The 26,347-nt window shown below is 59.4% G+C and carries 22 protein-coding genes; 4 read left to right on the top strand and 18 right to left on the bottom strand.

Features of this window, described 5'->3' with window-relative positions; all coding sequences use genetic code 11:
* Positions 1 to 132 precede the first annotated feature (132 nt).
* The 13 genes from DTW90_RS29980 to DTW90_RS29920 form a co-directional block, all read right to left on the bottom strand.
* The gene (locus tag DTW90_RS29980; protein WP_149343144.1) at positions 133 to 1,776 is read right to left on the bottom strand and encodes a peptidoglycan DD-metalloendopeptidase family protein; all 1,644 of its coding nucleotides are present in this window, start codon (positions 1,774 to 1,776) and stop codon (positions 133 to 135) included.
* Positions 1,777 to 1,946: 170 nt separating this feature from the next.
* A complete protein-coding gene (locus DTW90_RS29975; RefSeq protein WP_149343142.1) occupies positions 1,947 to 2,600 on the bottom strand; it encodes a protein-L-isoaspartate(D-aspartate) O-methyltransferase in 654 nt (217 codons plus the stop codon).
* On the bottom strand, positions 2,597 to 3,370 hold the full coding sequence (surE, locus tag DTW90_RS29970) for a 5'/3'-nucleotidase SurE (RefSeq protein WP_132516478.1): 774 nt from the start codon (positions 3,368 to 3,370) through the stop codon (positions 2,597 to 2,599). The genes DTW90_RS29975 and surE overlap by 4 nt, the downstream gene beginning before the upstream one ends.
* A 13-nt stretch (positions 3,371 to 3,383) precedes the next feature.
* The gene (serS, locus tag DTW90_RS29965) at positions 3,384 to 4,667 is read right to left on the bottom strand and encodes a serine--tRNA ligase (RefSeq protein ID WP_149343141.1); all 1,284 of its coding nucleotides are present in this window, start codon (positions 4,665 to 4,667) and stop codon (positions 3,384 to 3,386) included.
* Between the two features lie 112 nt (positions 4,668 to 4,779).
* Positions 4,780 to 5,607 carry a twin-arginine translocase subunit TatC gene (gene tatC, locus DTW90_RS29960; protein ID WP_149343140.1) on the bottom strand — a complete coding sequence of 276 codons (828 nt, stop codon included), beginning with the start codon at positions 5,605 to 5,607 and terminating at the stop codon, positions 4,780 to 4,782.
* Positions 5,604 to 6,266: a Sec-independent protein translocase protein TatB gene (gene tatB, locus DTW90_RS29955; protein WP_149343139.1), complete on the bottom strand. Its 663-nt coding sequence runs from the start codon at positions 6,264 to 6,266 to the stop codon at positions 5,604 to 5,606. Before tatB ends, tatC begins: the two co-directional genes overlap by 4 nt.
* Before the next feature lie 55 nt (positions 6,267 to 6,321).
* Positions 6,322 to 6,531: a twin-arginine translocase TatA/TatE family subunit gene (locus tag DTW90_RS29950; RefSeq protein WP_132516486.1), complete on the bottom strand. Its 210-nt coding sequence runs from the start codon at positions 6,529 to 6,531 to the stop codon at positions 6,322 to 6,324.
* A 204-nt stretch (positions 6,532 to 6,735) separates the two neighbouring features.
* Positions 6,736 to 7,440 carry an SMC-Scp complex subunit ScpB gene (scpB, locus tag DTW90_RS29945; protein WP_149343257.1) on the bottom strand — a complete coding sequence of 235 codons (705 nt, stop codon included), beginning with the start codon at positions 7,438 to 7,440 and terminating at the stop codon, positions 6,736 to 6,738.
* A 28-nt stretch (positions 7,441 to 7,468) separates the two neighbouring features.
* On the bottom strand, positions 7,469 to 8,314 hold the full coding sequence (locus DTW90_RS29940; protein WP_149343137.1) for a ScpA family protein: 846 nt from the start codon (positions 8,312 to 8,314) through the stop codon (positions 7,469 to 7,471).
* A gap of 30 nt (positions 8,315 to 8,344) precedes the next feature.
* Positions 8,345 to 9,358: a beta-N-acetylhexosaminidase gene (gene nagZ, locus DTW90_RS29935; protein ID WP_149343135.1), complete on the bottom strand. Its 1,014-nt coding sequence runs from the start codon at positions 9,356 to 9,358 to the stop codon at positions 8,345 to 8,347.
* 228 nt (positions 9,359 to 9,586) lie between these two features.
* Entirely contained in the window at positions 9,587 to 12,880 is a 3,294-nt protein-coding gene (locus DTW90_RS29930) for an SPOR domain-containing protein (RefSeq protein ID WP_149343133.1), read from the bottom strand.
* Positions 12,881 to 12,943: 63 nt separating this feature from the next.
* A complete protein-coding gene (gene argS / locus DTW90_RS29925) occupies positions 12,944 to 14,704 on the bottom strand; it encodes an arginine--tRNA ligase (RefSeq protein ID WP_132516496.1) in 1,761 nt (586 codons plus the stop codon).
* 52 nt (positions 14,705 to 14,756) lie between these two features.
* Positions 14,757 to 15,974, bottom strand: a complete 1,218-nt coding sequence (locus tag DTW90_RS29920) for a deoxyguanosinetriphosphate triphosphohydrolase (RefSeq protein ID WP_149343131.1) — start codon at positions 15,972 to 15,974, stop codon at positions 14,757 to 14,759.
* 211 nt (positions 15,975 to 16,185) lie between these two features.
* Here DTW90_RS29920 and erpA point away from each other — a divergent pair, with 211 nt between their 5' ends.
* Together erpA and xth are read left to right on the top strand one after the other, a co-directional pair.
* Complete coding sequence (gene erpA, locus DTW90_RS29915) at positions 16,186 to 16,518, top strand: iron-sulfur cluster insertion protein ErpA (protein WP_132516500.1); 333 nt, start codon at positions 16,186 to 16,188, stop codon at positions 16,516 to 16,518.
* A 152-nt stretch (positions 16,519 to 16,670) separates the two neighbouring features.
* The gene (gene xth / locus DTW90_RS29910; protein WP_132516501.1) at positions 16,671 to 17,462 is read left to right on the top strand and encodes an exodeoxyribonuclease III; all 792 of its coding nucleotides are present in this window, start codon (positions 16,671 to 16,673) and stop codon (positions 17,460 to 17,462) included.
* 16 nt (positions 17,463 to 17,478) lie between these two features.
* Here xth and exoR read toward each other — a convergent pair whose 3' ends face one another.
* The 4 genes from exoR to DTW90_RS29890 form a co-directional block, all read right to left on the bottom strand.
* A complete protein-coding gene (gene exoR, locus DTW90_RS29905) occupies positions 17,479 to 18,282 on the bottom strand; it encodes an exopolysaccharide production regulator ExoR (protein ID WP_149343129.1) in 804 nt (267 codons plus the stop codon).
* Positions 18,283 to 18,979: 697 nt separating this feature from the next.
* Positions 18,980 to 20,254: an OmpP1/FadL family transporter gene (locus DTW90_RS29900; RefSeq protein ID WP_149343127.1), complete on the bottom strand. Its 1,275-nt coding sequence runs from the start codon at positions 20,252 to 20,254 to the stop codon at positions 18,980 to 18,982.
* A gap of 421 nt (positions 20,255 to 20,675) precedes the next feature.
* Positions 20,676 to 23,519 carry a valine--tRNA ligase gene (locus DTW90_RS29895; protein WP_149343125.1) on the bottom strand — a complete coding sequence of 948 codons (2,844 nt, stop codon included), beginning with the start codon at positions 23,517 to 23,519 and terminating at the stop codon, positions 20,676 to 20,678.
* A 118-nt stretch (positions 23,520 to 23,637) separates the two neighbouring features.
* The gene (locus tag DTW90_RS29890; protein WP_149343124.1) at positions 23,638 to 24,567 is read right to left on the bottom strand and encodes a DUF2497 domain-containing protein; all 930 of its coding nucleotides are present in this window, start codon (positions 24,565 to 24,567) and stop codon (positions 23,638 to 23,640) included.
* A gap of 84 nt (positions 24,568 to 24,651) precedes the next feature.
* Between DTW90_RS29890 and DTW90_RS37325 the strand changes: the two genes are divergently transcribed.
* A complete protein-coding gene (locus DTW90_RS37325; protein WP_188080102.1) occupies positions 24,652 to 24,789 on the top strand; it encodes a hypothetical protein in 138 nt (45 codons plus the stop codon).
* 16 nt (positions 24,790 to 24,805) lie between these two features.
* On the opposite strand, the gene DTW90_RS29885 is transcribed toward DTW90_RS37325, so the two are convergent.
* The gene (locus tag DTW90_RS29885) at positions 24,806 to 25,477 is read right to left on the bottom strand and encodes a protein-L-isoaspartate O-methyltransferase (RefSeq protein WP_188080105.1); all 672 of its coding nucleotides are present in this window, start codon (positions 25,475 to 25,477) and stop codon (positions 24,806 to 24,808) included.
* Between the two features lie 353 nt (positions 25,478 to 25,830).
* Between DTW90_RS29885 and DTW90_RS29880 the strand changes: the two genes are divergently transcribed.
* Positions 25,831 to 26,184, top strand: a complete 354-nt coding sequence (locus DTW90_RS29880) for a hypothetical protein (protein ID WP_246665111.1) — start codon at positions 25,831 to 25,833, stop codon at positions 26,182 to 26,184.
* The last annotated feature ends 163 nt before the right edge of the window (positions 26,185 to 26,347 follow it).

Here is a 26,347-nt window from a genome sequence, read left to right as displayed (position 1 = left end):
TTTGCCCGCCATTGGCGCGTAGCTGTCACACCAATGCTTCGTCGCCGTTAGTCGTATCTGCCGTCGAATGCGCCTAAAACGACAAAAAGCCCGGGTTGCCGGGCTTTTTGCAGACTCCATGAGACGCTTTACCTACTCAAGGAATGTCATCGGGTTGACCGGAGATGCGTTCTTGCGGACTTCGAAGTGGAGCGTCGGCTGCTTGGCGTTGCCGCTCATGCCCGAGGTTGCGACGGTCTGGCCGCGCTGGACTTTCTGACCGCGGGTGACGCTCAGCTGGTCTGCGTGACCGTAGACGGTGACGGTACCATCGTCGTGACGCACCAGAACCGTGTTGCCCAGTTCCTTCAGACCATTGCCTGCGTAGATGACCACACCGTTCTCCGCAGCCTTGATCGGCGTGCCTTCCGGTACCGAAATATCGATGCCGTCGTTACGGTTGCCGTCGACATTCGCGCCGTAGCCCGCAACGACCGCGCCGCGTACCGGCCAGCGATATTTGCCAATGCCGGTCGATTCCGGTGCAGCGGCTGCGACATCCGATTTCTGTTCGGCGTCGCCGACCGACTGGGTTGCGACAGGCGCCGGACCGGCGTCAGCCTTCACAGGTGTCGGCTGTGGGTTGCTAGCTGGGGCCGTCGTTGCAACAGCCTTCACCACCGGCTTCTGCGGGGCGATGGATGCCGTCTTGATCGGATCGGCAGGCTGCGTGCCGCCATGAGGCAGCTTCAGCGTCTGGCCGATGCGGATGCCGCCCTTGTCGATTTCATTTGCGGCCTTCAGATCATCGATATGGACGCCGGTTTCCTTAGCGATCTTCGCAAGCGAGTCACCCGGTTTGACCACATAGGTGCCGCCGGCGGGTGCCGGTCCCTTGCCTGCGCCGGCAGCGAGCTTGTCGCCCGCACCGCTCGGACCGACCTGCCACTTGTCGCGCTGAGCGCCGCCATTCGGCAGCACGGCCGCATCCTGTTCCGGTGCCTTGGCGGGAGCAGGCATCTTGCCGCCCTTGGACAGATCGACCGCCTGGGATGCGGTCTTTGCCGGGGCGACAGGGGCGCCGCCATTCATGGTCGGGATGATGATCCGCTGGCCGGGCGCTGCCGACGTAGAAGTCTTCAGGCCGTTGGCCTTGAGAATTTCCTTCTCCGGCACGCCATAACGGCGCGAGAGCGTCGTAACAGTCTCGCCGGCACCCAGCGTGACGCTCGGCGCATTCATCGCGGTCCAGCCCGATGTCTGTGCCGCAGTCTTCGGCGTGGTGCCTGTGGACATCGGATCAGGCGCAAGACGCGGCGCAGATGCCCGGGCGCTCTCGTTCCTGCTTGCGGGGAATGGCTGAGCAAGAGCCTCCCGTTCGGCGCGGGACGCAACCGGGGCCGGAGCAGGCGAAGAGGAAACGCTCGGCGCAGCGAGCTCGGAGCGCTGGACTACGACGGGCGCGGAAGCCACGCGAGCGCTGGAATAGGCCGGCTTATAGCTCTCCGGCGCTGCCGGATAAGGCTGGTTCATTGCCGTGTTGCGCGAGGAATAATCCTGTTGCTGCCGATAGCCGCCTCCCCCTTGGGAGACATCGGCGCGCGGCACCGGATCGCCGTCGAGACCATTCAGGTTCCGATGAGGGATCGAATTTGTGGTGAGCTGATCCGAATTTGAAAAGAGGCCCCCGAAACGCGTTGCGTCGGAGCTGCAAGCCGTCGCGGCGCTCGCCAGAAAAGCCGCCATAAGGACTTTACCCGTCGATTTACCGAACTGTGACGAAAGACTGAAACGCATGACTCGACCCACTTAAGACGCAACCATTTGTGGGTCTAATTAGAACGCGTTAATCTTACCATGCGGTTAAAGCACTGGGGTCACATGCGTTTTTTTGAGGAATTGCTAACCATAGAAGAAATTTCTACCGCCGCTGCAAAGGCTGAAGGGCCGGCGATCAAATTCCTGCCTCAGAGATAGGAGGCAACCAGCGGCACGACCGGAAGATAAGGAACCTGGAACAGCTCCTCGCGCTCGAAGCGGCTTCCGGTCTTGGTCAGCCGCACCATGCGGCAGTAGTTTTCGGAAATCATCAACGGCGCGAGCATCGAGCCGCCTGACACAAGCTGATCGGCATAGAAGCGGGGCATGACGTTGAAGGCTGCCGTCACCAAAATCCGGTCGAAGGTACCCTCGCCCTGCAATCCCGTGCTGCCATCGGCCTGCCGGATGATGACATTGCGCAGGCTCAGCGCATCCATCCGTTTCTGTGCTGATGTCACCAGCGTCTTGTATCGATCAATCGTCAGGACGCGTTCGGCCATGCGCCCCATGACGGCGGCGGTAAAGCCGCTGCCGGTGCCGACTTCCAGCACCCGATGCCCGGGCTTCACCTTCAGATGATGCAGCAGGCGCACGACGAGATCGACGCCCTCCATGAAGGAGCCGCAATCGATAGGGATCGTATGGCTGGAATAGGCGTCATCGGAGAATTGTGGCGGTACAAACAGGGATCGCGGCGTCTGTTCGACGGCGGTGAGGAGATCGATGTCTGATATGCCTTCGGCGCGCATTCGCAGGACCACGGCTGCGAAGCCTTCCTTCTCCACCAATCGAGGTGTCAATCCGCTACTCCATACCCGAGCGCCCGCGCCACGCGGTCTTGCACCGAATAATCCGTCAGATCGAGTTTCAAAGGCGTTACCGAAATGCGGTTTTCTTTCAGGGCGTGGATATCGGTGCCCGGCCGGAAATTGCCGCTACGCTCGCCGAAACGGAGCCAGTAATAGGGGAAGCCTCGACCGTCGGCGCGTTCCTCAACCTGCAGATTGAAGGCAAGGTTACCCTGCGCCGTCACTTCGACGCCATCGACCTCGTCGGGACGACAGTTGGGGAAATTCAAATTGAGGAAGGTGCCATCGGGCAGATCGAGATCGATGAGCTTGGTCAGGAGATCCGGCGCATGCGCCTCGACGACTTCCCAGGGGACAACCCTGGTTCCACCGTCATAGGAATAGGCCTGGCTGAGGGCGAAGGAGCGAACGCCCTGCAACGTCCCCTCGATCGCCCCTGCGATCGTTCCGGAATAGGTCACGTCATCGGCGACGTTGGATCCGGAATTGACGCCTGACAGCACCAGATCCGGCTTGATATCCATCACCTGGCGGATGCCCATGATGACGCAATCCGTCGGTGTACCGCGCAAAGCGTAATGCTTGTCCGCAACCTTGCGCAGGCGCAACGGTTCCGAGAGACTGAGCGAGTGCGCAAGGCCGCTCTGATCCGTCTCAGGTGCTACGATCCAGACATCGTCGGAAAGGGTGCGGGCAATGCGTTCAAGGGCAGCCAGCCCCTCGGCGTGGATGCCGTCGTCATTGGTCAGAAGGATGCGCATGCCCTAACCCGCCTTAAGCTGCCCGTTCGATCTTCTTCAGACCACCCATATAGGGCAACAGGACGTCCGGAATAGTAACGGAACCGTCTTCGTTGAGATAATTCTCCAGCACCGCGATAAGGCAGCGACCGACGGCTGTGCCCGAGCCGTTCAGCGTGTGAACAAACTTCGTCGCCTTGTCGTCCTTGCCGCGATAGCGGGCATTCATGCGGCGGCCCTGGAAATCTCCGCAGACGGAGCAGGACGAGATTTCGCGGAAGGTGTCCTGACCCGGCAGCCAGACTTCCAGGTCGTAGGTCTTGCGCGCGCCAAAGCCCATGTCGCCGGTGCAGAGCGTCATGGTGCGGAAATGCAGGCCGAGACGTTTCAGGACTTCTTCGGCACAGGCCGTCATCCTTTCGTGTTCCTCGATCGCGCTTTCGGCATCGGTGATGGAGACCAGTTCGCATTTCCAGAACTGGTGCTGGCGCAGCATGCCGCGCGTATCGCGGCCAGCAGAACCTGCTTCCGAGCGGAAAGACGGCGTCAGCGCTGTGAAGCGCAGCGGCAGCTTATCCTGTTCAAGGATCTCTTCGCGTACGAGGTTGGTCAGCGTCACTTCGGCGGTCGGGATCAGCCAGCGGCCATCCGTCGTCTTGAACAGGTCTTCGGCGAATTTCGGCAGCTGGCCCGTGCCGAACATCGCTTCGTCGCGGACCATGAGCGGCGAAGAGACTTCGGTATAGCCGTGTTCGCCGGTGTGGAGGTCGATCATGAACTGGCCCAGCGCACGCTCGAGACGAGCAAGCTGCGAGGTCAGCACGGTGAAACGCGAACCGGAAAGCTTGGCGGCCCCCTCGAAGTCCATGTAGCCGAGCGCTTCGCCAATTTCGTAGTGTTCCTTGGCCGGATGGTTCCAGCGCGGCTTTTCACCGACGACGTGCTTGACGACGTTGTCGTGTTCGTCCTTGCCAACCGGCACGTCATCCAGCGGAATGTTCGGGATGCGCGACAGGGCGTCATTGAGCTCAGCGGTCAGCTGCCGCTCTTCATCTTCGGCAGCGGGAAGCGTGACCTTGATGTCAGCGACCTCGGCCTTCAGTTTTTCGGCAAGCTCGGAATTCTTCTGCGCCATCGCCGCACCAATTTCCTTGGAGGCGGCGTTACGGCGGGACTGCATGTCCTGAACAGACTGGATGACGGAACGGCGCTTCTCGTCGAGCGCGATGAGGCCTTGCGACAAGGGCTCCGCGCCGCGCTTGGCCAGCGCTGCATCGAGGGCCTCGGGATTCTCACGGATCCATCTGATATCAAGCATCGTCGTTCCAGGTCGTTGCAAATAAAACGGCTCCGGCCGAAGCTTGGGTCAAAGCTTCAACCGGAGATCGGATCGGCAATTGCCGCTATGGAAGGGGTGTCAGGCCGGCGGTTCAGCTATTGTCCGTATGGGCAATCTCTGTCGACCCTTCATTCTCTTCGAGCGCTTGCCGACTGCGCTGGCGCTCCACAAGTCGCGCTGCGTAGATGGAAATCTCGTAGAGAAGGATCGTCGGCAGTGCAAGGCCGATCTGGGACATGGGATCGGGCGGCGTCAGCACCGCAGCCACGATGAAAGCGAAGACGATCGCGAACTTGCGCTTCTGCCGAAGCCAATCCGAGGTCAGCAGACCGACACGCGCCAGAAGCGTGGTGATGACCGGCAGCTGGAACACGAGGCCGAAGGAGAAAACCAGCGTCATGATCAGGCTCAGATATTCCGAGACCTTGGGCAACAGCGAGATGGCCACCTGCCCATCGGCCGGCGCCTGCTGCATCTTCAGGAAGAACCACATGACCATGGGGCAGAAGAAGAAATAGACGAGCGCAGCCCCCATCAGGAACAGGATCGGCGACGCAATCAAAAACGGCAGGAAGGCCGAGCGCTCGTTCTTGTAGAGGCCGGGCGCCACGAACTTGTAGATCTGGGCTGCAATGATCGGGAAGGAGATGACCAGAGCACCGAACATGGCGACCTTCACCTGCGTGAAGAAGAATTCCTGGGGCGCAGTGTAGATCAGCTCGGACTTTGCGAGATCAAGATGCGCCCAGACAACCGCCCATTTGTAGGGATAAACCAGATAATTGAAGAGATGCTTGGCAAAAGCAAAGCAGCCGATGAAGGCAACGAAGAACGCCGCAATCGACCACATCAGCCGAGTGCGCAGTTCCATCAGGTGTTCGATAAGCGGCTGCGGCTTATCGTCGATGTCACCGGTCATGCATTGTCCTTTTTCTTGGCTGTCGTGCGCTTCTTCGGCGCTGCTGCAGGCGCATCAGCCGCTACCGGAACGGTAACCGACGGCTTGCGAGGTGCGCGCTTCGGCTTTTCCGCGACAGTCTCGGAGACGGCTGCGGCTGCTTCCGTCTTTGCCGGCGCCTTGGCGCGCGGCTTGCGAACGACTTTCGCCTTCACGACCTCTTCGGTCACGACCGCGGGAGGCGGAGCGACGACAGGAGCCGGGGGTACGACCTCTGCAGCAGGAGCGGACGAAACAATCTCCGTCATCAGCGGCGTTTCCGGCAAGCCCATGGAAGGCTCGGACACCGTCACGGCAGGCGTTGCAGTTGACGTCGGCGTGGACGCCCGCTGCAGATCAGCCTTGATATCATTTCCCATCTGCCGAAGCGGATTCATCGCTTCCCGCAAACTGTGGACCGGATTGAGCTTCTGCGCATCCGAAATCGTCTGACGCACGTCGTCGAGTTCTGCCTCCCGCAGAGCCTCGTCAAATTGCGCCCTGAATTCGCCTGCAACCTTACGGGCCCGGGCCGTCATCTTTCCGAACGCCCGCAACATCGGCGGCAAATCCTTCGGACCAACGACCACGATCAACACAACTGCAATGATGAGCAGTTCCGACCAGCCTACGTCGAACATAGAAAGGCTCCCATGCAGAGATGGCCCTAATCAAGCCAACTGCACCCAAACGTGGTTATTTCGTTTCGTCAGCCTTATGGTCGACAGTCCGTCCAAGGTCAGAACGGCCCGCTTCCGGGGTAGCGTCGTCGTCGCTCATGCCCTTCTTGAAGCTCTTGATGCCTTTGGCAACATCGCCCATCAGTTCCGGGATCTTTCCACGACCGAACAACAACAGCACGATGGCCAGAACGATCAGCCAGTGCCACATGCTAAAAGAACCCATTACGTCACTCCCTGTTACGTGTTACCCCGATGTAAGACGTTTATCGAACTTTTTCAAACACGAAAATGTCTCACATCAGGCTGGTTGCTTTGTTGAATGAAAACGATGCGGCCGCCAGTTCTGAAAAACGGGCCGCCCAGCATCAATATTCGTCCTTGCTAATGGCAAAACCAAGACCCGAAACGGCCAATCGGAAGTCAAGGATCAATCTTCCGAAGCGCCGCCCGGCGCCAGGAGGCCTAGCTCTTCGAGATCCATCTGCGTGATCGGATCCTCGTCCTCGGTCAATTCATCGCTCATCAATGGCGAGGGCATGTTAAAGTTAGCTGGAATTCGGCCAGATAGCAGCCCCGCGCCCTTCAATTCTTCGAGACCGGGCAGATCACGTATCTCTTCAAGCCCGAAGTGATCAAGGAAATCCCGGGTCGTTCCAAGGGTGACCGGCCTGCCGGGCGTGCGCCGCCGGCCGCGAAAACGCACCCAACCCGCCTCCATCAAGACATCCAGGGTTCCACGAGACGTTTGGACACCTCTGATATCCTCGATCTCGGCGCGCGTCACCGGCTGGTGATAAGCAATGATCGCAAGAACTTCGAGGGCCGCTCGGGACAGCTTCTTGACCTCGTTCTCGTCGCGGCGGATCACGAAGGACAGGTCGGCGGCAGTGCGAAAGGCCCAGGCGTCATCGACCTGCACGAGGTTGACGCCGCGCGATGCGTAGTCTTCCCTCAGCCGCAGCATGATCGAGCGCACGTCCATGCCTTTCGGCAGACGCTCGGCTATAAAACCTTCCGATACCGGCTGTGCAGAGGCAAATACCAGTGCTTCGGCGATGCGCTCCGCCTCCCGCAGACGGTTGTCGTCAACCGCCTGGTTGGTGCGACCTGCGTCTGCGTCTTCGATGTTCATCTGGTCCGGATGGGCCACCTGCCCTCCCCTATTCCGCCACATGGAGCGTCGAATGTTTCGGCCCCCGTCGCATGTAGAGAGGCTCGAAAGCACCGTCCTGCCGGATTTCCAGCTTGCCCTCGCGCACAAGCTCCAGCGATGCGGCAAAGGCGCTGGCAATCGCGGTCACGCGCTCTTCCGGAGAAGTCATGTACCGCAGCAGGTAGTGCTCCAGTGCCGTCCAGTCAGTAATGTCGCCTATCATGCGCGTCAGGATCGTACGGGCATCAACGAGCGACCACACGCGCCGCCGCTCGATGGTCACCTGCGTGATGGCTTGGCGCTGGCGCAAACCTGCATAGGCGGTCAGGAGATCATAGAGACTGGCGTCATAGTCCGATTGGCGACGATAGGGGATATGCTCGGGCTCGCCGCGAGCATGAACGTCACGTCCCAGCCGATTGCGGTTGACGAGGCCGTTCGCCGCCTCGCGCATGGCCTCAAGCCGTTTCAGGCGGAAGGCGAGCGTTGCCGCCATCTCTTCGCCCGTCGGCCCGTCGTCCTTGGCCTGCTGGGGGATGAGCAGCCGCGACTTGAGATAGGCAAGCCATGCCGCCATGACCAGATAGTCGGCAGCAAGCTCTATGCGGATGCGCCGGGCGCTCTCGATGAACAGAAGATATTGCTCAGCCAGCGCTAGTACGGAAATGCGCGACAGGTCGACCTTCTGGTTGCGGGCAAGATGCAACAGAAGATCGAGCGGGCCTTCAAAGCCAGCGACGTCGATGACGAAGCCGGGCTCATGTGTTGCGCGCTCCGATCCATTTTCCTGCCACAGCCGGTCCATCGGCGTTGCCGCCGCCTGTACCTTCTCTGTGCCATCGATCCTGTTCAAACGTCAGTTCCCCCGGGCAAGCCCTACCAGTCAGGCCACGGCCAGCATCGCATCAAATTCCGCGCGAATGGCAGCCTCGTCTGCGCCGTCATGGCCGCCGAAGGCTGCCTCAACCTTCTTCGCCCGAGCAAGCGCTTCTCCCGCCAATGGCGGAACGTTGCGGACAACCTGAAGCATCTCGTCCATCACGCCATTGCAATGCAGCACAATATCGCATCCGCCCGCAACAATATTCGCAGCCCGCTCCGCAATCGTGCCTGAAAGGGCGTTCATCGACGTATCATCCGAGAGCAACAGGCCCTTGAAACCGATATGACCGCGGATGATCTCGTCTATGACCTTGCGCGACGTTGTTGCCGGATTGGTGGGATCGATGTCGGTGAAAACCACGTGGCAGGTCATGGCCATCAATTCATCCTTCATCGCGATGAAGGGCGCAAAATCATGCGCCTCGAGCTCGGCTCGGGGCACCGTCACCACTGGAAGCTCGTGATGGGAATCGGCAAAGCCCCGACCATGGCCGGGTATGTGCTTCATGACCGGAAGAACGCCACCAGCCTTGAGCCCCTCAGAGGCCGCCCGTCCCATTTCGGTGACAGTCAGGGGATCGCCGCCATAGGCGCGATTGCCGATGACGTTGCTGCTGCCTTCGACAGGCACATCGAGCACCGGCAGGCAATCGACATTGATGCCGAACTTCAGGAGATCGAAGGCATGCAGCCGCGACATCAGCCAGGCTGCGCGCAGACCCCGTTCGCGGTCGCGGCGGTAGATATCACCCAGCGCCTGGCCCGACGGATAGTGCGGCAGGATCGGCGGACGGATGCGCTGCACCCTTCCCCCTTCCTGGTCGATCAGAACAGGCACGTGGCGGCCGACGCTATCGCGCAGCGAGGCGACCAGATCGGATATCTGGTTGGGATCCGCGATATTTCGTCCGAAGAGGATAAAACCCCAGGGCTGTTCACCCTGATAAAAGGAACGCTCTTCCGCTGTGATGGTGAGGCCGCTACAGCCCAGGATCATTGCTTTTGATTCGGTCATATCCGAATCATAGAGGCCCGCTGGCGAAATGCGAGTGAGGTCAAGGCAGCATTCACAGGAAAGCTGGAGCAATTCCAGAAGAAGTGTGAAGCGGTTTTGCGTCCGGACTTGCGCCAAATCAAAGCGATAGAGCGTTTCCGTGCTTCGAAGAAAAGCGGAAAGCTCTAAAGCAAAAAGAACGGCGAGTGTCGCCACCCGCCGTTCCTTAATCCTTGACCCACTGCGTCGTTATTTCGAAATCAGGCAGGTGCCCCCGGCCTGTCGATAGCGCACGCAAAGGTCGGCTGCCTGGTCCTTGGTGCCGGCGACGACGCGGACGCGATAGTATGTGCCCTTGCCGGCAATATCGAACCTCTTGACCTCGATCGGATGGACGCCGATGACGCTGGCGAACTTGGCCGAAAGGTTAGCCTGAGATTTCTTTGCATCCGCTTCCGAAGGCAGGGAGGCGATCTGCATGACATAACCGCCCGCCCCCGCGGCAGCTGCCGGAGCAGGCTTTGCAGCCGGGTTGACGGAGGCGACCTGCGTCTGAGCCGGTGCCGGATGCGTATCGACCTTGGCCGGCTGAGCAGGACGCGACGTCGGAACCGGCGCGAGGTCCGAAGCGGCCGGGGCATTGTTCGCCGCATCCTGTGCCGGAGTGGAAACGGCAGGTACAGGCGTCGGTGCAGCTTGAGCGGCGACCGGCGGATTGGATGCGCTTGCGACCGTCGCGGCAGCAGGTGCCGCAGCGGATGGAGTGTGCGTTTCAGCAAGCGGCGCAGTCTTCACAACACGGATCGGTGTACTTTCCGCGCTCGGAGCATCGCCTTCGGACGCGTTATGGATAGCCGAAGCGTGAGCATCCGCAACCGCCGTCTGGTTAGCAGCCGCCGGCTTGATCGGAGCGGCAGAAGAGGCCGGAGCGAGCTTCGGCGAGGTGGCAGCCGTCTTGGCAGTATTGTCTGTTGCCGGCGCGCTGTCGTCGCGAGCAACCAGCGTGCCGTCCGCCTTGACGATCATCGTGCGAACCTTGCGCGGGGATACCGACGGGACACTATCCTGATCGTCCGCATTCGCGCTGGCCGTGTTGCTGCCCTGGTTCGGCAGCAGGCGCGGATCCTCGGTCTCACCAACCGGCGTAGAAGCTACCGGCGCATCATCGCCACCGTCGCTGTCATCCGGCGACACTTCAGGGACAAGCGTCTTCTGAACGACGTCGACCGGCTGTTCGTTGGACGATACCAATTCCTTCTGTTTCGGAGCGGGAGCGGCATCACCGGTCACGCGGTCATAGACCGCCTTATCCTGGTTCGGCACAACCTTACCGCCCGGATTCTCCGGAACGACCTTGACCGGATCCTTGTCAGCCGTGATCACGCGCGGTTCGCCCGAGGCGATAATGGGCGAACCATGGGAGACCCATTTGTAGGCACCATAGGCGCCAGTGCCGACAACGATGACGGCAACAGCAGCAACCGCCAATCCACGCATTGACCGCGCCCGCCGGCGATCCGCCGTAATGCTGGAAGCCTCAAACGTCATCCGCGCGACATTTTCCGGCGCGTGTGAGGCCTCGCGAACGCTGCGCCGGAAATCTTCCTCCAGCGCACGCTCGAATTCGTCGAGTTCATCGACGGGTTTCTTGACCTCTGCGGCCTTGGTAGACGTCACCCTTGCCCAGCTTGCCGCTGCAGCCTCGACAGCGGAATTAGCGGGCTCCGGCGCACTCTCCTTTGCGGGAGTGTTAAACAGGCTCGCCATCTCCGCATCGATGTCGAAATCGTATTCCGGAGGCATAGCGACCGGCTCTTCCTTCTCCACCGGCGGCAGAGTGGGAACGTGCATCCCTTCGAAGGTTTCGATGCGTTCGTCCGTATCGGAAATCTCAGACGGATCGAAGGGCAACATCTGCTCTGCATCGACAGTCGGCTGCGGCGCGCGTTCTGCAGCGACCGGAGCAGCTGGGGCCGAAGCGACGACGGGTGCCGGCGCCTGCAGAATGGGGGCGAATGCCGGACGTGCTGCCAGCTCCGGGCGTGGCGCGGGGACTGCCCGAGGAGTGGGAGGCGGCGAAACCGGGACCGCAGACGTCGGCCCGCGAGTCTCGGTCTGCACAGCTCTTTCGGCAACGACCGGTCGCGGCGCAACGGCGACGGGTGCAACAACCGGCGCGGCTTGAGGGGCCGGCTGCTGAGGCGCGGTTTCACGCGTATTCGATTCGGTGAAATCGAAATCCGCCAGTTCAAGCTCGATACCTTCGAGGTCAAAATCGAACTCGTGATCCGCAAACGGATCATCGATATCCAGTTCAGGCGCCTTGGCTTCCGTCGCCTTGGGCTCTTCCCGTGGCTCCGGGCGAGCGACCGCGACTGACGCAGGCGCGACAGCCATGGGGGTCGGCGCGATAACCGGCGCTGGGGCAACGACGGCTGCCTGCTTCGGCTGAAGCTCGAGTTCTGTGGAAACGGCACGCTGGGGAACAGGATAGCGCGAAACATCGTCGAGCAGGTCATCGATATCGAGCGAAGGGGATGTTTCGGCATAGGCTGGTTCGGTCAGCGCAGCATCCGAGGGTACATCGCCGTCTCTCGCTGCGGCAGCCAGATCGAAGCCCGAAGCAGCGGGTTCCAATTCCGGGAATGCTTCGAAAGCCGGCCCAGCATCCGCGCTCCGACTGTCGGACGGAAACTCATGCCGATCCTGCTCGGCGGGAAAGCCAAGCTCGGGAGCCAGAGACACGTCAGCCTCGGCAAACGGGGCATCCGCCACTTCCGCTACCGGAGCGACGGGGATTGCAGCAGCGACCGGCGGCTTTACAACTTCCGGCGCAATATCCTCAGGCGCCGTATCCTGGCGACGCGGTGCGTTGAAATTGGCAAGCGGCAGGCGAATGCTTGCTGCAGCCCATTGCGGCACACGGGCAACCGGAGCCTCGGGCTTCGCCGACGATTCTGCGATCGACAGTTCCAGCTCGTCAGCGAGATCACGCGCTTCTTCTACCGCCGGTGCGGCAGGTTCGTATGCCTGAGGCGCTACGTATGCCTGCGGCGCGACGGGTGCTGCAGCGACCGGTCCATATTGGGGCAGCTCGAATTCGGCCGCATGCAAATCTTCGGCTTCGACCGGATGAACCTCTTCCTGAGGCCAGCCTGCATCGCCGGTTTCGTAGGCGTCCACCAACGCTTCCGGCTCGGGCTGCAGCTCCGAGAACTCCGGTTCGGTCCTCCGATGGTCCGCATGCGGATCATTGCTGTTGCCAGGTTGTGAATAGACGGCCTCGCCGTGGAACGGCTCGTCCTCGAGCGACAAGGGAATATCGTCTACTGGGCTAAGGCGCGGTGCGTCGTAGCGTTCGAATTCGCGCAGGAGCTCGTCTTCGAGATCGAAGGCGGGCTCATGGCGTCTCGTTACGGGAGCTGTCGTGGCGGCTGACCGTGGTTCGAAACCAACAATGCGTGCGAGTTCTGCAAGCGGATCATCATCCGCAAAGAACTCTTCCTTTTCGCTTGCGCGATACGCCAACTGTTTTTCCGCCATTACCCAATCCACTCGCAATTGCAACAGGCTACATGCCAGCGCATTGTGGGTAAATGGTGACGTTTATCGCATCTCAGCCGGGGCTTCGGTCCCGGTTATACCAAGACCTGACTTCAAAACCGACGCGACGGCGTACACCAGCCCAAGTCTGGCAATGCTCAATTCTCGGTTTTTATCATTAACAAATCGTAATTCCGGTAAATCTTTACCTTTGTTCCAGTGTCCGTGGAAGGAACCGGCCAAGTCATACAGATAAAAAGCAATGCGATGCGGCTCTTGCGATTGGGCTGCAGCTTCTATGACTCGCGGGAATTCTGCAAGCTTCGCGACAAGCTGCAATTCGGCCGGATCGGAGATCGCGCCGGCAATGGCTTTCGACAGATCTGCCGGCCCGACGTCGAGGTCCGGAAATGCCTCTTTTGCCTGTCTAAACACGGACATGCAGCGGGCGTGCGCATATTGCACGTAGAAGACCGGATTGTCCTTGGACTGCTCGGTGACCTTCGCGAAATCGAAATCCAGCGGCTCCGAATTCTTCCGATAGAGCATCATGAAACGGACGGGATCGCGGCCGACTTCATCGACCACGTCACGCAGCGTAACGAAGTCGCCGGAGCGCTTCGACATTTTCACCGGCTCGCCATTCCGGAACAGCTTGACCAGCTGGCAAAGCAAGACCGTCAGCTTCGACTGACCGTCCGAAACCGCCCGCGCCACGGCTTCCAGACGCTTGACATAGCCTCCGTGATCGGCGCCGAGCACGTAGATCATCTCGCTGAAGCCGCGGTCGTACTTGTTCTTGAAATAGGCAACGTCGGCGGCAAAGTAAGTATAGGAGCCATCCGACTTGATCAGCGGCCGATCGATGTCGTCGCCGACCTCCGTCGAACGGAACAACGTCTGTTCGCGATCTTCCCAATCCTCCGGCAATTGTCCCTTCGGCGGCGGCAGCGCCCCCTTGTAGACATATCCCTTGAAGGTCAGATCGTTGATGGCTGTTCTGATGGATGCTGCGCCATTGGCATGCAGCGTCCGCTCGGAAAAGAACACGTCGTGGCGAACGTTCAGCGCCGCCAGATCTTCGCGGATCATCGCCATCATCGCATCGATGGCCCGCTCCTTCACGATGGGCATCCACTGCTCTTCCGGCATGCCGCGCAGCTTCGTGCCGAACTCCTCCACCAGCGCCTTGCCGACGGGAACAAGGTAATCGCCCGGATAAAGGCCGGAAGGGATTTCTCCCACCTGTTCGCCGAGCGCCTCGCGATAACGAATGAAGACGGAACGGGCCAGCACATCGATCTGCGAGCCGGCGTCGTTGATGTAATATTCCTTGGTGACGTCATAGCCGGCAAAGCCGAGCAGGTTTGCAAGCGCATCACCGACCACGGCGCCGCGGCAATGGCCGACATGCATCGGTCCCGTCGGATTGGCGGAGACGTATTCGACATTCACCTTGTGACCGGCGCCGACCTTGGAGCGACCAAAGGTTTCGCCTTCGTTGATCATGGTGGCAAGCAGGCCCTGCCAGTAACGGACGGACAGACGGATGTTGATGAAACCCGGCCCGGCCACCGAGACGTCGGCGATGTCGGCATCTTCCTTCAGCTTGGCGCTGATGATGTCGGCAAGGGCGCGCGGATTGGTTCCGACCGCCTTGGACAACACCATGGCGGCATTTGTTGCAACATCGCCATGGCTGGGGTCGCGTGGCGGCTCGACAGCGATGCGGCCGAAATCGAGCTCGGATCGCTTTTCCTTGACGATATCAATCTGTTCAAGGGCGTTCTTAATTCTGGCTTCGAAGTCGGTAAAGAGGTTCATCGTTGTTTCCATGCAAAGGCTGTGCCGAGCAACGTCGTCCGGCGACCGCTGCCTATCGCAAATCCGGAGTCTGGTCAAACAAGCGCCTGTGGGCACTGATGGCATAAGTATCGGTCATGCCCGCAAGATAGTCGCCAACGTGGCGGGCTTTGGCTGCATCGGCGAGGCCGGCGATATGATCGACCCAGTAGTGGCTCTGCATCTCACGCGGGTCATTCATGTAGGCCTGAAACAGGTCGGTGACGATCTGGGCAGCGCCTGCGCGTATGCGCATAATATCAGGATGACGGTAGATGCGCTTGAACAACATCTGCTTGATCAGCTTGTCCGTCTCGGCCATGGCCGGCGAAAAGGCGGCGACGACTCGGTCCGCGCTGCGGATCCCCTTCACATTCTGAGGCCGGATCTCGGCCAAAGCGGCCTGGGAGACTGAAATCACGTCCTCGACCATCCGCGTGATCTGGCGGCGCATGATCTCGTGGGTGAAGCGGCTGGCCTCCAGATTGGGATAACGATCCCTCACCTCGGCCATCAGCCCTGCCAGAAACGGAATATCCTCAAGCATATCGAAATCGAGATAGCCGGAACGAAGACCGTCATCGATATCGTGGGTGTTGTAGGCGATATCGTCGGCGATAGCGGCAACCTGCGCCTCGAGGCTGGCATAGGTCGAGATCTCGAGATCGTGGATTTCGCAATAATCGAGGATGGGTTGCGGCACCGGCCCGCGTGTCCCCTTCCCATCGGCCGTCAACAGCGGCCCATTATGCTTGACCAAGCCTTCCAGCGTCTCCCAGGTCAGGTTCAAGCCGTCGAATTCGGCATAGCGCCGTTCCAGCTTGGTGACGATGCGCAGCGACTGGGCATTGTGGTCGAAACCGCCATAGGGTTTCAGCACGTCGTGCAGCGCATCCTCGCCGGTATGACCGAAAGGCGTGTGGCCGAAGTCGTGCACCAGCGCCACGCCCTCGGCAAGATCCTCGTCGAGCTTGAGCGCGCGGGCGAGTGCGCGGGCGACCTGCGCCACCTCGATCGTATGCGTAAGGCGCGTGCGATAATGATCGCCGTCTTGGGCAATGAAGACCTGGGTCTTGTGCTTCAACCGGCGGAAGGCGGTCGTATGGACGATGCGGTCGCGGTCGCGCTGGAAGTCGGAGCGCGTAGGACTGGATGATTCCGGATAGAGCCTTCCACGCGTTGTCCAGGGATCCGATGCGTAAACGGCCCTCTCGCCATACCCAAAACCCAATGCATGCCTGTCAATCGTCATTCTTCATACCACACTGGCAACGCCCATTGACGTCGCTTCTCAGCCTTCATACCTATAGTCATGAAAAACAGCAAAGCGGCCATGCCTTTCGGCATAAACTGTTCGCTGTCGCCTTCTGTCGGTTCATGATAAAGGCACTGAATATCAGTCGTTTGAAACGCAACGACAAATATTGGTTCTCTCCGGATCTTGACCCCGGCAGGAGGAAAGCATGACAGATACGAATGTAACCCTTTCAGATGCAGCGGCAAAGCGAATCGCGGCAATCGTCGGTGCAGAAGCCGGCAAGAGCGCCCTGCGCGTCGCAGTCGAAGGTGGAGGCTGTTCCGGCTTCTCCTATAAGTTCGATCTCGCGGAAGGGCCGCAGGACGACGATATCGTCGTCGAGAAAGGCAACGCGACTGTCCTGATCGACAAGCTGTCGCTGATCTATATGGCTGGCTCCGAGATCGACTTCGTCGACAACCTTCTTGGCCAATCGTTTCAGATCAAGAATCCGAACGCCGTCGCAAGCTGCGGCTGCGGAACGAGTTTCTCCATTTAACACCATCCTTGCGCATGGATCGAAACGGCCGGACATCGATATGTCCGGCCGTTTTGTCATGACCTATGGAAAGGTGGAGCTTACGCCAGAAAGCGGATAGCCTTGTCGTTTCCATGTGGCTAAAAGGAAAGGCGAATGAGGGAAATTCGTCCATGAAGATCGCTACCTGGAACATCAACGGCGTCAAGGCTCGCATTGAAAACCTTTGCCAGTGGCTCAAGGATTCCGATCCGGATGTCGTCTGCCTGCAGGAAATCAAGACGGTCGACGAAGGCTTTCCGCGGCTGGAGATCGAAGCGCTCGGCTATCACGTCGAAACGCATGGCCAGAAGGGCTTCAATGGCGTAGCGATCCTCTCAAAAGCCAAGCCCGACGAGGTCAATCGCGGTCTGCCCGGTGACGACGCGGACGAGCAGGCTCGCTTCATAGAGGCTGTTTTCTCGGTTCCGGGGAACCGTGCTCTCCGAGTCTGCTGTCTCTATCTGCCGAACGGCAATCCGGTCGATACGGAAAAATACCCCTATAAGCTTGGCTGGATGGAGCGGCTCCGGACATTCGCGGCCAGTCGCCTTGCCTTGGAGGAACCGCTGATCCTGGCTGGCGACTACAATGTCATCCCGGAGCCGCATGACTGCTTCGACCCCAAGGTCTGGGCGAACGATGCGCTGTTTCTGCCGCAAACGCGTCAGTCATTCCGTCGGCTGGAGAATCTGGGTTTCATCGACGCCATCCGCGCGACGACGGATGCCGTGCAGCTCTATTCATTCTGGGATTATCAGGCCGGCGCCTGGCCGAAGAACAACGGCATCCGCATCGATCACCTGATGCTGTCACCGGAAGCTGCCGATCGCATGACGAGCGCTGCGATCGAGAAGCATGTCCGCGCATGGGAAAAGCCGTCCGACCACGTGCCTGTTATCGCGCATTTCGATTTCGCGGCCTGAAGCCGAAGGGCCTGACTTATTCGTTGCCGGCGACATCAAGCTGATGCGCCATGGACACCGCCACGCGGCGGTCGTTTTCGCTTGCCAGCGAGAAGGCCTGTTCCTGCAGGTCTTCCATCCACGGACAATCCTTTGACGCGCACTTGTCGAGCGCAGCCGTCATGAAAGCAAGACCGCGTATCGACTGACCTTCCTGGAAGAGAATGTTGCCGAAGACCGACATTGCGCCGGGATGGCCGCTCTTGCGCGCCTGGTTCAGCCATTTCTTTGCCTGCAAGACATTGGGTGCGCCGCCCTCGCCTGCGAGCATCATCTGTGCAAGCTGGAACTGAGCCTCTGCAACGCCGAAGGTGGAAGCAACCTGGAAGTAGAGTTGCCGCGCCTGGTTCAGGTCAATCTTGACCGGGCTGCCGGGGATGCCGTGCTTGTAGTAGTTCGCAAGCGCCAGGAGGGCGTTAATAAAAAAGCCGGTATCCTCCGATCCCGGCTCGACGCCCTGCTGTGCGATTTCGCTATAGATCTTGAAAGCCTCGAAATCATTCTGCGCGACGCCGTCGCCATCAGCGTACATGTTTGCAAGCGCCCACCGAGAGCCGGTATGGCCCTTCTCCGCCGCATATTTGTAGGCCTCCACGGCCTCTTCCTTCTGGCCGTTCTTGTAGGCCTTGAAGCCGAATTTGAAGAGATCGAAAGGCCCGGATTCCTTGGTGACGCCGGCATTGATGTCGAATGCTTTTGCGGGTTCGGCCACAGCCGCCCCGACGGCAATGGACATGCCCAAAAGCATAAGTCTGACAGATATGAACTCGAACCTAAACATAACAGTCGATTTCTTTCGCTCCATCCGCATCTGCCCCAGTGCGCCCTACTGCACCGGTGGACATCCGGACGTATTCTCCAGAGGCGCGCAAACCAGCTAAGGCTCCGATCAAGGAAGCTCTCGCGGTGCGACCAGCCCATGTCTCCATGAGAGACGAATTGACTTGCACCCCCACCCGCGCTGCAGAAAAGCCGGCTGCAGAGTGTGCATTTCCTGTCGTTCCTGCGGCGTCGACTTCATGTCGCCCGCCACATTTTTCAGCATATCGTGAAATTGTGGCTAAACCTGCGTATGCCCTGCTGGGACGGACTTCCAGCACCGGCAAAGCACGTCCAACCATTTTCAGAAGAAGCGACCGAAAAGCCGTCTGGCACCAATTTTTTGCCTGTTCGGAACCAGATTCCCGCATCATCGAAGCAACGCTGGCTTCGATCGCGAAATGGTATTTTTGTTCCGGTAAAAACTGACCCATTTGACTTTTACGCACTTTCCGATGGCTCGCCCCAAGCCCGCTAATATCGCTGCGCCCTCTTTGTGGCGGGAAATGGACAAATCTGGCGCCGGATAAGCCCCTGCAAACTGTTGGGAATAAGTGTTGCTGAATCGTCACAAGAGTCTAATGGCGCGCAGGATGAGCGGCGGCAACGGAGCCCGATAGCAAGGCTCCGCGCGCGGCCGGAAGCAGACAATTATGGGATCAGAACGTTACCTTCATCGAGGTGGAGAGCGCCCCGACGAAATCATTACCGTAGCTATACGTTACGTCATTACCGTAGGTCACGCCGTTGGAGACGACGGTTCCGGAATGGCCGCTGGTCAGGAGGCCGACTGCACCGGCAAACCTGAACTCGACATGCTCGGTAGGTTTGTAAGAGACGCCGGCGCCGAGCGTCCAGGTGTCGGAGGCAATACCGTAATCCATCGCGGCGGTACCGCGGTCCCATGTCAGGCTGACGGCACCGCTCCACTTGTCATTGAACTGATGGCCGACACCGCCCGTGATCGTCCAGCCATCACGATAGAGCAGATCAAGCGACGTAATCTTTGCGGCGCTGCCAGGCACGCAGGACACGATACCGCGCGTTGCCGTCGCGCAGAAGGGAACGCTCTGGAGAACGCTCCAATTAGTCCACTTGACGGAGCCGAAGGCCAGCCAGTCTGGCGCAATACCGCTCTGCAGCTTCAGTTCGAGAGAATCCGGTGCAGTTGCCTGGCCGTAAACCGGCGTAACGACACCGAAAGGGGCGCCGAGTACTGCCGGAACGCTCGTAAGATCGACTGTTCCGGAAAGACCGTCGTATTTGACCTGACTGTTATAGATCAGGCTGGCGCGGAAAGCATATTCCGGGATCTCATAGGCGAGGCCGCCTCTCCAGCCCCATCCGTGATCCTGAACGTTGAGCGTTCCGGTATCGTCGGAGGGATTGAATATGCCGGGGCCGAGTGGCGTACCGGCAGGCAGAACGACCTGTTCCTTAAAGCCCTCAACCTCCTGATAGAATCCGCCGCCGATCAGGCGGATATCGCCTGGACCGGCATCGAATTTGTAAGAGCACGTCAGGCCGTAGTTATGCGTCTTGAGCTTCGTCTCGACATCGTAATTCGCGCCGGCCCAGTTCGTTCCCGGATTGGAATGCGCGCCGAACGGCTCGGAGTAATCCGCCAAGCAGTCGATATCGTCGGTAAGGCCGATTTTGACGCCGAAATAGGGAACGGCATAATTTTCGGTATCGCGAACCGAACTGGAGCGTCCGTTGAGGTCGCCATCAGCAGGGTTCACGTCGTGGGCGTTCTTCAGCCTGCGATCCGGCATGACATAGGTCACGCCTGCCTCGAAGGCATAGCGCGATTTATCGAACAGGAGATCGATGTCGTAGCCACCGCGCTCAAGCCCGCCGGCAAAGGCCGTATTGGCGAACGCGGAACAGATGACTAGCGTCAATACGCCACTGGACGGTACGCGGTATCCCATTTTTCCCCCACTCGAACTTTTGTTTGGGTCAGTGTTTAAGCCCGTAACCAGAATTGGCAATGTGACGGGACCCTTCGCCGAGTTGCGACATACTGACCGACTTGCGTAAAAAAATGATTTTCACGACTGGAAGTAAAAAAATTTAAACGTTTTTTGCTTCTCTAATACTCAAAACAGGCTCGGACTAGATTCTCATTCTCAGTTACGACCGTTCTGTAACAATCTGACAACACTTTTCTTTTTCAAATCGCCATACCTATTTAGGGGTAATCCCCTGAACATGTGCCAGCCTGAAGCAATGCAGGGATGGATCTGCGCTGCGTGAGTTCTAGCGGGGCTATGGGTGCTTCTCTGCCAGCCAGAATCAAAAGGGCATGAAGCTTTCGCTCCATGCCCTTTTTGAGGAAACTGCGCCGGGAGATCAGCCGGCTTCACTGACCCTGGCAAGCGCAACCTGCAGGCTTTCGCGCTGGCTCTCCAGCTCGACAAGACGATCGCGTTCGGCCGCGACGACTTCAGGGTTGGCGTTGGCCACGAACTTCTCGTTGGAGAGCTTTCCGACGATCCGGGCGATTTCCGCCTCTCCCTTGCCGATAGCCTTTTCGAGGCGGCTCTTTTCGGCGGCAAGATCGATCAGGCTGCCGAGCGGCAGGCAAACCGTCGCTTCGCCAACAACGATCTGAGCAGCACCCTTCGGCGCCGTATCGGCAAGAGAGATATCCTCGACGCGCGCAAGCCGCTTGATTGCCGCATCATGGCGGAACAAGCGTTCGCGCGTCAGGTTATTGCCGCCGATGACGACCAAAGGCGCCGTTGCTGCGGGCGGAACGTTCATTTCCGAACGGACCGAGCGCAGGCCCGAGACCAGGTCGATCAACCAGTTGATTTCGTCGGCGGCGACATCGTCGGCATAGAACGGAGCTGGCCAGTCCGCATGGCAAATCAGGCCATCGCGTTCCTTCCCCTCGCCCGCCGTATGCGCCCAGAGCTCTTCCGTCATGAAAGGCATGAAGGGATGCAGCAGCTTGTAGGTCTCTTCCAGCACGTAGGCAGCGCAGGACTGCGCTTCCGTCTTGGCGCCCTCATCCGTGCCACCGAAGACCGGCTTCAGCAGTTCGAGATACCAATCGCAGAACTGGTTCCAGATGAAGCGGTAGAGCACACCGGCGGCGTCGTTGAAGCGATAGGCTTCCAGCGCCTCGGTCACATCACGCATGGTGCGATTGAGTTCCGTCAGGATCCAGCGATTGATCGTCAGCTCGGCGGCTTCCGGCACGAAATGCGGATCGCTCTTGGCGCCGTTCATCTCGGCAAAGCGCGTGGCATTCCAGAGCTTGGTGCCGAAGTTGCGGTAGCCGGCGATACGCGCTGGATCGAGCTTCACGTCGCGGCCCTGCGCTGCCATGATCGCAAGCGTGAACCGCAGTGAATCGGCGCCATATTCGTCGATGAGTTCGAGCGGATCGATGACGTTGCCCTTGGACTTCGACATTTTCTGCCCGTTCTTGTCGCGCACCAGCGCGTGAACATAAACGGTATTGAACGGCTCGACGGGCTCGCCGTCTTCGTCCTTCATGAAGTGCAGGCCCATCATCATCATGCGGGCAACCCAGAAGAAGATGATGTCGAAGCCGGTTACCAGAACGTTCGTCGGATAATAGCGTTGAAGCTCCGGCGTCTCCTCCGGCCAGCCAAGCGTAGAGAACGGCCAGAGCGCAGAAGAGAACCAGGTGTCGAGCACATCCTCGTCACGCGTCAGGATCTCGCCGGGCTTGAAGTTCTCGAGCAGGTCCTCGACATAGGCCTTCATCGGCCCTTCGTGCGAAAGGTAGTGCTGGATGGCCGCCTGAAGCGCTTCCTCTTCCGTCTTCTCGACGAAGACCTGGCCATCCGGACCGTACCAGGCAGGAATCTGGTGTCCCCACCAGAGCTGGCGCGAGATGCACCAGGGCTGGATGTTTTCCATCCACTCGTAATAGGTCTTGTCCCAGTTCTTCGGAACGAACTTGGTGCGGCCTTCGCGAACGGAGTCGATTGCCGGCTCGGCAAGCGTCTTGGCGTCCACGTACCACTGTTCGGTCAGCCGCGGTTCGATCGGCACACCGCCGCGATCTCCATGGGGAACCATGTGCTTGTGGGGCTCGATCTTGTCGACAAGACCGGCCTCCTCGAAGATCCGAACGACGATTTTGCGCGCCTCGAAGCGATCCTTGCCTTCAAGTTCGTCCCAGGCGCCATGCAGCGCTGCCGGATGATCAAGACCTTCGAGGAATTCTTCGTTGTCCTTAAGCGTAATGCGGCCATCAATGGTCAGAACGTTGACGGCGCGCAGGCCCGCGCGCTTGCCGACCTCAAAGTCGTTGAAGTCGTGCGCGGGCGTCATCTTGACCGCGCCGGTCCCTGCCGTCGGATCCGGATACTCATCGGCAACGATCGGAATGCGGCGGCCGACGATCGGCAGAATGACATGCTTGCCGACGATGGACTTGTACCGCTCGTCATCAGGATGAACCGCGATGCCGGTATCGCCGAGCATGGTTTCCGGACGGGTCGTGGCGACGACGAGATAGTCGCGCGTTTCGAATTCCGTCGGCTTGCCGTCCTCATCGAAAGCGATTGGATGCTTGTAGGTGACGCCCTCTTCCAAGGGATAGCGCAGATACCAGAGATTGCCGTTGACCTCGACCTGTTCGACTTCGAGGTCGGAAATCGCCGTCAGCAGCTTGGGGTCCCAATTGACGAGGCGCTTGTCCTTGTAGATCAGGCCTTCCTTGTAGAGGGTGACGAAGACTTCGCGGACAGCTTCGGAAAGACCTTCGTCCATGGTGAAGCGCTCGCGCGACCAATCGCACGAGGCTCCCAGGCGCTTCAGCTGGTTGAAGATCAACCCGCCCGATTCCGCCTTCCATTCCCAGACCTTCTCGATGAAAGCGTCGCGGCCCATGTCGCGCCGGTTCGGCAACTGCTTCTGGGCCAGTTGTCGTTCAACGACCATCTGTGTGGCGATGCCGGCATGGTCCATGCCCGGCTGCCACAGCACGTCCTTGCCCCGCATCCGTTCGAAACGGACCATGATGTCCTGGAGCGTGTTGTTGAGCGCATGCCCCATGTGCAGCGAACCGGTCACGTTCGGCGGCGGGATGACGATCGTGAAGGTTTCCGCACCCGGCTTGGCGTTCACGCCAGCGCGAAAAGCATCGGCCTCATCCCATTTCGCAGCGATTTTCGGTTCAACGGCGGCGGAATCGTAGGTCTTGTCGAGCATTTTTGGACCGGTTCTGGAGGGTTCTTGGTGCAGGGTTGTAAATAGGATGGTCGCTGGCAAGTCAATAAAAAAGCCGCCCCGGAGACCGGAGCGGCGCATGGATGCCTGGCCGGAAAAATCAACGACGGGGACCGCGCGCCACCCGCTCGATCTCCTCGCGCACGAGACGCTCGACCAGCGTCGGCAGATTGTCGTCAAGCCATTCCTGCAGCATCGGCCGCAGCATTTCCTGCGCAATCTCGTCGAGCGACCGGCGCTCGGCGCCATCGATCGCCGCAACGAGATCTTCGAAGGAGCGAGCCACCTGCTGGCCCGCTGCTTCCGACATCAGCATCTTCGGTAATTCCGGCTGCGCAGGCGAGAAAGCAAGCTCTTCGGCTACCTGCATCTCTTGCTGGACCGGCATCGGGCTTGGTTCGACCACACTCATTTCCGTTGCCGGTAACTGCTCGGAGAGAGGCTCCGAGGGCTCGCTGTCCATCAGCTGCAGCTCGACGATCGCGGGCAGATCAACGACCGGAGCCGGCGCCTGGGGGATTTCTTCGATCGCGGGCGTCGCAACGAGCGACAAGGGCGACGGGAACTCTGGCGTGACGGCGCGCAACGGAGGAGGCGCAATCGGCTCACGGCGAACTTCGGCAAAGCGGGCTGCCATGGCCGGCGGCAATTCCCGCTGCGGCGGCATCTCGCGCACGGCACCCGGCTGAGAGCTGTTCCGTTCGGAAGCGGCACGCACCCGCGCCGCAACATCGGCAAGCGACATCGTACGGGCCGGCTCTTCCGATTCGCGGACAGCACCGGAAGAATTTGCGGCGACGAAGCGCGGATCCGGCATGGATGTTGGGGGAACGTCGTCGAGCGGCATTTCTTCCAGATCATCATCGACAGTCAGGTGGATGCTGTCGTCGTCATTCGACGCTGCGTAGACGGGTGGCAGCGATGCCGAAATCGACTTGCCGGCACCTGGTTCATTGCTTTCGATGATCTTGCGGATCGACGCCAGAATCTCTTCCATGGACGGTTCACGCGCTACATTTGGCTGAGCCATATTCATCCCCGTTGCCCGAAATAGCGACCGAATGCCTAATCAAAAGGGGCGTTCGAATCACCGCCACCTTATGATACCCACCCCATGAAAAAAATGACCGGAAATCAAGTAAATCCGGTGATGCACAGTTTTGTTATCGGTCTATCGAGCCTGCATTACGGCCCAATTGCCGCCTTCCAGAAACGAAAACGGACGCCGAAGCGTCCGATCGTAGAGCGCTGAAAACGCCAAAGAGCGATCAGAAAACGAATTCCTTGACCTTGGTAAAGCCCGGAAGCGGCTTGACGGAGGCGTTGAAGAAGACGTTTTCCGAGAAAGCGCCGCGCTCGCGGGTGAAAACGGTGGCACGGGCGGCATTGCCATAACCCTTGACGACCAGAAGACGTCCGCCGTCACGAAGCTGGCCGAGCAGCGTTTCCGGAACTTCTTCGACGGCTCCGTCGATGAAAATCAGATCATAGGGAGCGACCGCCTGATGGCCCTTTTCCAACTGGCCGGTCACGACGGCGACATTGGCGTAGCCGAGGCTAGTCAGCGTTTCCTTGGCCTTGGCGGCAAGCGCTTCATCGCTTTCGAGAGCGGTGACCGATCCGGCGAGCAGCGAAAGAAGGCCAGCCGTGTAACCTGTGCCGGTGCCGACATCGAGGACGACATCGTCCTTGCCGACGCCAGCCAGCTGAAGAAGCTTGGCAAGCGGCGAAGCCTGCATCATGTAGCGCGGCTTGTTGCCGTAAGCCGCCGGCGCGATCTCGATATCGGTGTCGATATAGGCGAGCGGCTTTGATTTTTCCGGAACGAATGCCTCGCGCGGCACGGTCAGAAATGCGTTCAGAACCGAGTGCGAGGTCACATCCGTCGTCCGGATCTGGTTCTCGACCATCTTCACGCGCGCAGCTTGGAAATCCATCATGTCCTGTAGCCCCATCGGAAAGCCGGGTTGCCTGTTATGGTCCCGTGTCTTAATCGCCACCGGGACAGCTTTCAAGGCATCGCGGCAGGCCAAAGGAAAATTCATGCCGCTGCGTCGCCCCGCAACAACACACAATCTCGCTAGCTGCACTCATTCAGCCAATTGCCGCATGAACGCAGCTTTGGCTATCGAGCTGCTTGAAGCACGCACAAAGATAAAATCTTTGATGGATTTTCCAAAACAATTGCAATTTTAGATAAGCTATTCACTCATCCTTCCAGTACTTATGCGATAGAGCACGAAAACGGAGGTTTTCTATGCGTCGATCGTTCCAAATACTTGCAGTGATAAGCTTGACTGCCTTCGCCCCGTTGCCGGCCACCGCACAGGGCGTCCTGCCATTCAATCCGGGCATCAGATCGGGTCAGGTTCCCGACGGATATATTTCCGTTCAGTCCGGGATTTCGCTATCCCTGCCCCTGAAGGAAGACGGCAATGTCGACGATCAAATCAAGAGCGCCCAGAAAACGCTCTACGGCCTCGCTTCCGGCAGCTGCGCATCGGCCCTGGAAACAATTGCAGATGACTGCAACATCAGCTTCCTGTCTACCAATGTCGACATGAACCAGGATGTACGGAGTGCAAAGATCATGGTTCGCAGTCAGATCACGATGATCATGAAGCTCAAGGCTGCGACCGCGAAGTGAAATGGGAAGGTAGAGTGCAGTTACCAAACTGCATTTGATCTGGAGGCCTCGCCCGGAAGCTCGCAAGAGCCATTATTCAACGGGATACCCGAAATTTCCGCCACACCTGTCTGGAATAATTGTCATGGGAATTCAATGGTGGCTGCCACACCGTGCCACACCT

The sequence above is a fragment of the Neorhizobium sp. P12A genome (assembly GCF_008365395.1).
Lineage (GTDB): Bacteria > Pseudomonadota > Alphaproteobacteria > Rhizobiales > Rhizobiaceae > Rhizobium.
The sequence above is the reverse complement of the archived record's forward strand: the minus strand, read 5'-3'. Positions and strand labels throughout refer to the sequence as shown.

Excerpts from the sequence above, each read along its gene's own strand:
- DTW90_RS37325 (WP_188080102.1), top strand. The coding sequence starts at position 24,652 with ATGAAAAAAATGACCGGAAATCAAGTAAATCCGGTGATGCACAGTTTT.
- DTW90_RS29900 (WP_149343127.1), bottom strand. The coding sequence starts at position 20,254 with ATGGGATACCGCGTACCGTCCAGTGGCGTATTGACGCTAGTCATCTGT.
- DTW90_RS29980 (WP_149343144.1), bottom strand. The coding sequence starts at position 1,776 with ATGCGTTTCAGTCTTTCGTCACAGTTCGGTAAATCGACGGGTAAAGTC.
- erpA (WP_132516500.1), top strand. The coding sequence starts at position 16,186 with ATGACAGATACGAATGTAACCCTTTCAGATGCAGCGGCAAAGCGAATC.
- DTW90_RS29885 (WP_188080105.1), bottom strand. The coding sequence starts at position 25,477 with ATGATGGATTTCCAAGCTGCGCGCGTGAAGATGGTCGAGAACCAGATC.
- tatB (WP_149343139.1), bottom strand. The coding sequence starts at position 6,266 with ATGTTCGACGTAGGCTGGTCGGAACTGCTCATCATTGCAGTTGTGTTG.
- DTW90_RS29920 (WP_149343131.1), bottom strand. The coding sequence starts at position 15,974 with ATGACGATTGACAGGCATGCATTGGGTTTTGGGTATGGCGAGAGGGCC.
- argS (WP_132516496.1), bottom strand. The coding sequence starts at position 14,704 with ATGAACCTCTTTACCGACTTCGAAGCCAGAATTAAGAACGCCCTTGAA.
- scpB (WP_149343257.1), bottom strand. The coding sequence starts at position 7,440 with ATGAACATCGAAGACGCAGACGCAGGTCGCACCAACCAGGCGGTTGAC.
- serS (WP_149343141.1), bottom strand. The coding sequence starts at position 4,667 with ATGCTTGATATCAGATGGATCCGTGAGAATCCCGAGGCCCTCGATGCA.
- tatC (WP_149343140.1), bottom strand. The coding sequence starts at position 5,607 with ATGACCGGTGACATCGACGATAAGCCGCAGCCGCTTATCGAACACCTG.
- xth (WP_132516501.1), top strand. The coding sequence starts at position 16,671 with ATGAAGATCGCTACCTGGAACATCAACGGCGTCAAGGCTCGCATTGAA.
- DTW90_RS29890 (WP_149343124.1), bottom strand. The coding sequence starts at position 24,567 with ATGGCTCAGCCAAATGTAGCGCGTGAACCGTCCATGGAAGAGATTCTG.
- DTW90_RS29930 (WP_149343133.1), bottom strand. The coding sequence starts at position 12,880 with ATGGCGGAAAAACAGTTGGCGTATCGCGCAAGCGAAAAGGAAGAGTTC.
- surE (WP_132516478.1), bottom strand. The coding sequence starts at position 3,370 with ATGCGCATCCTTCTGACCAATGACGACGGCATCCACGCCGAGGGGCTG.
- nagZ (WP_149343135.1), bottom strand. The coding sequence starts at position 9,358 with ATGACCGAATCAAAAGCAATGATCCTGGGCTGTAGCGGCCTCACCATC.
- DTW90_RS29950 (WP_132516486.1), bottom strand. The coding sequence starts at position 6,531 with ATGGGTTCTTTTAGCATGTGGCACTGGCTGATCGTTCTGGCCATCGTG.
- exoR (WP_149343129.1), bottom strand. The coding sequence starts at position 18,282 with ATGTTTAGGTTCGAGTTCATATCTGTCAGACTTATGCTTTTGGGCATG.
- DTW90_RS29895 (WP_149343125.1), bottom strand. The coding sequence starts at position 23,519 with ATGCTCGACAAGACCTACGATTCCGCCGCCGTTGAACCGAAAATCGCT.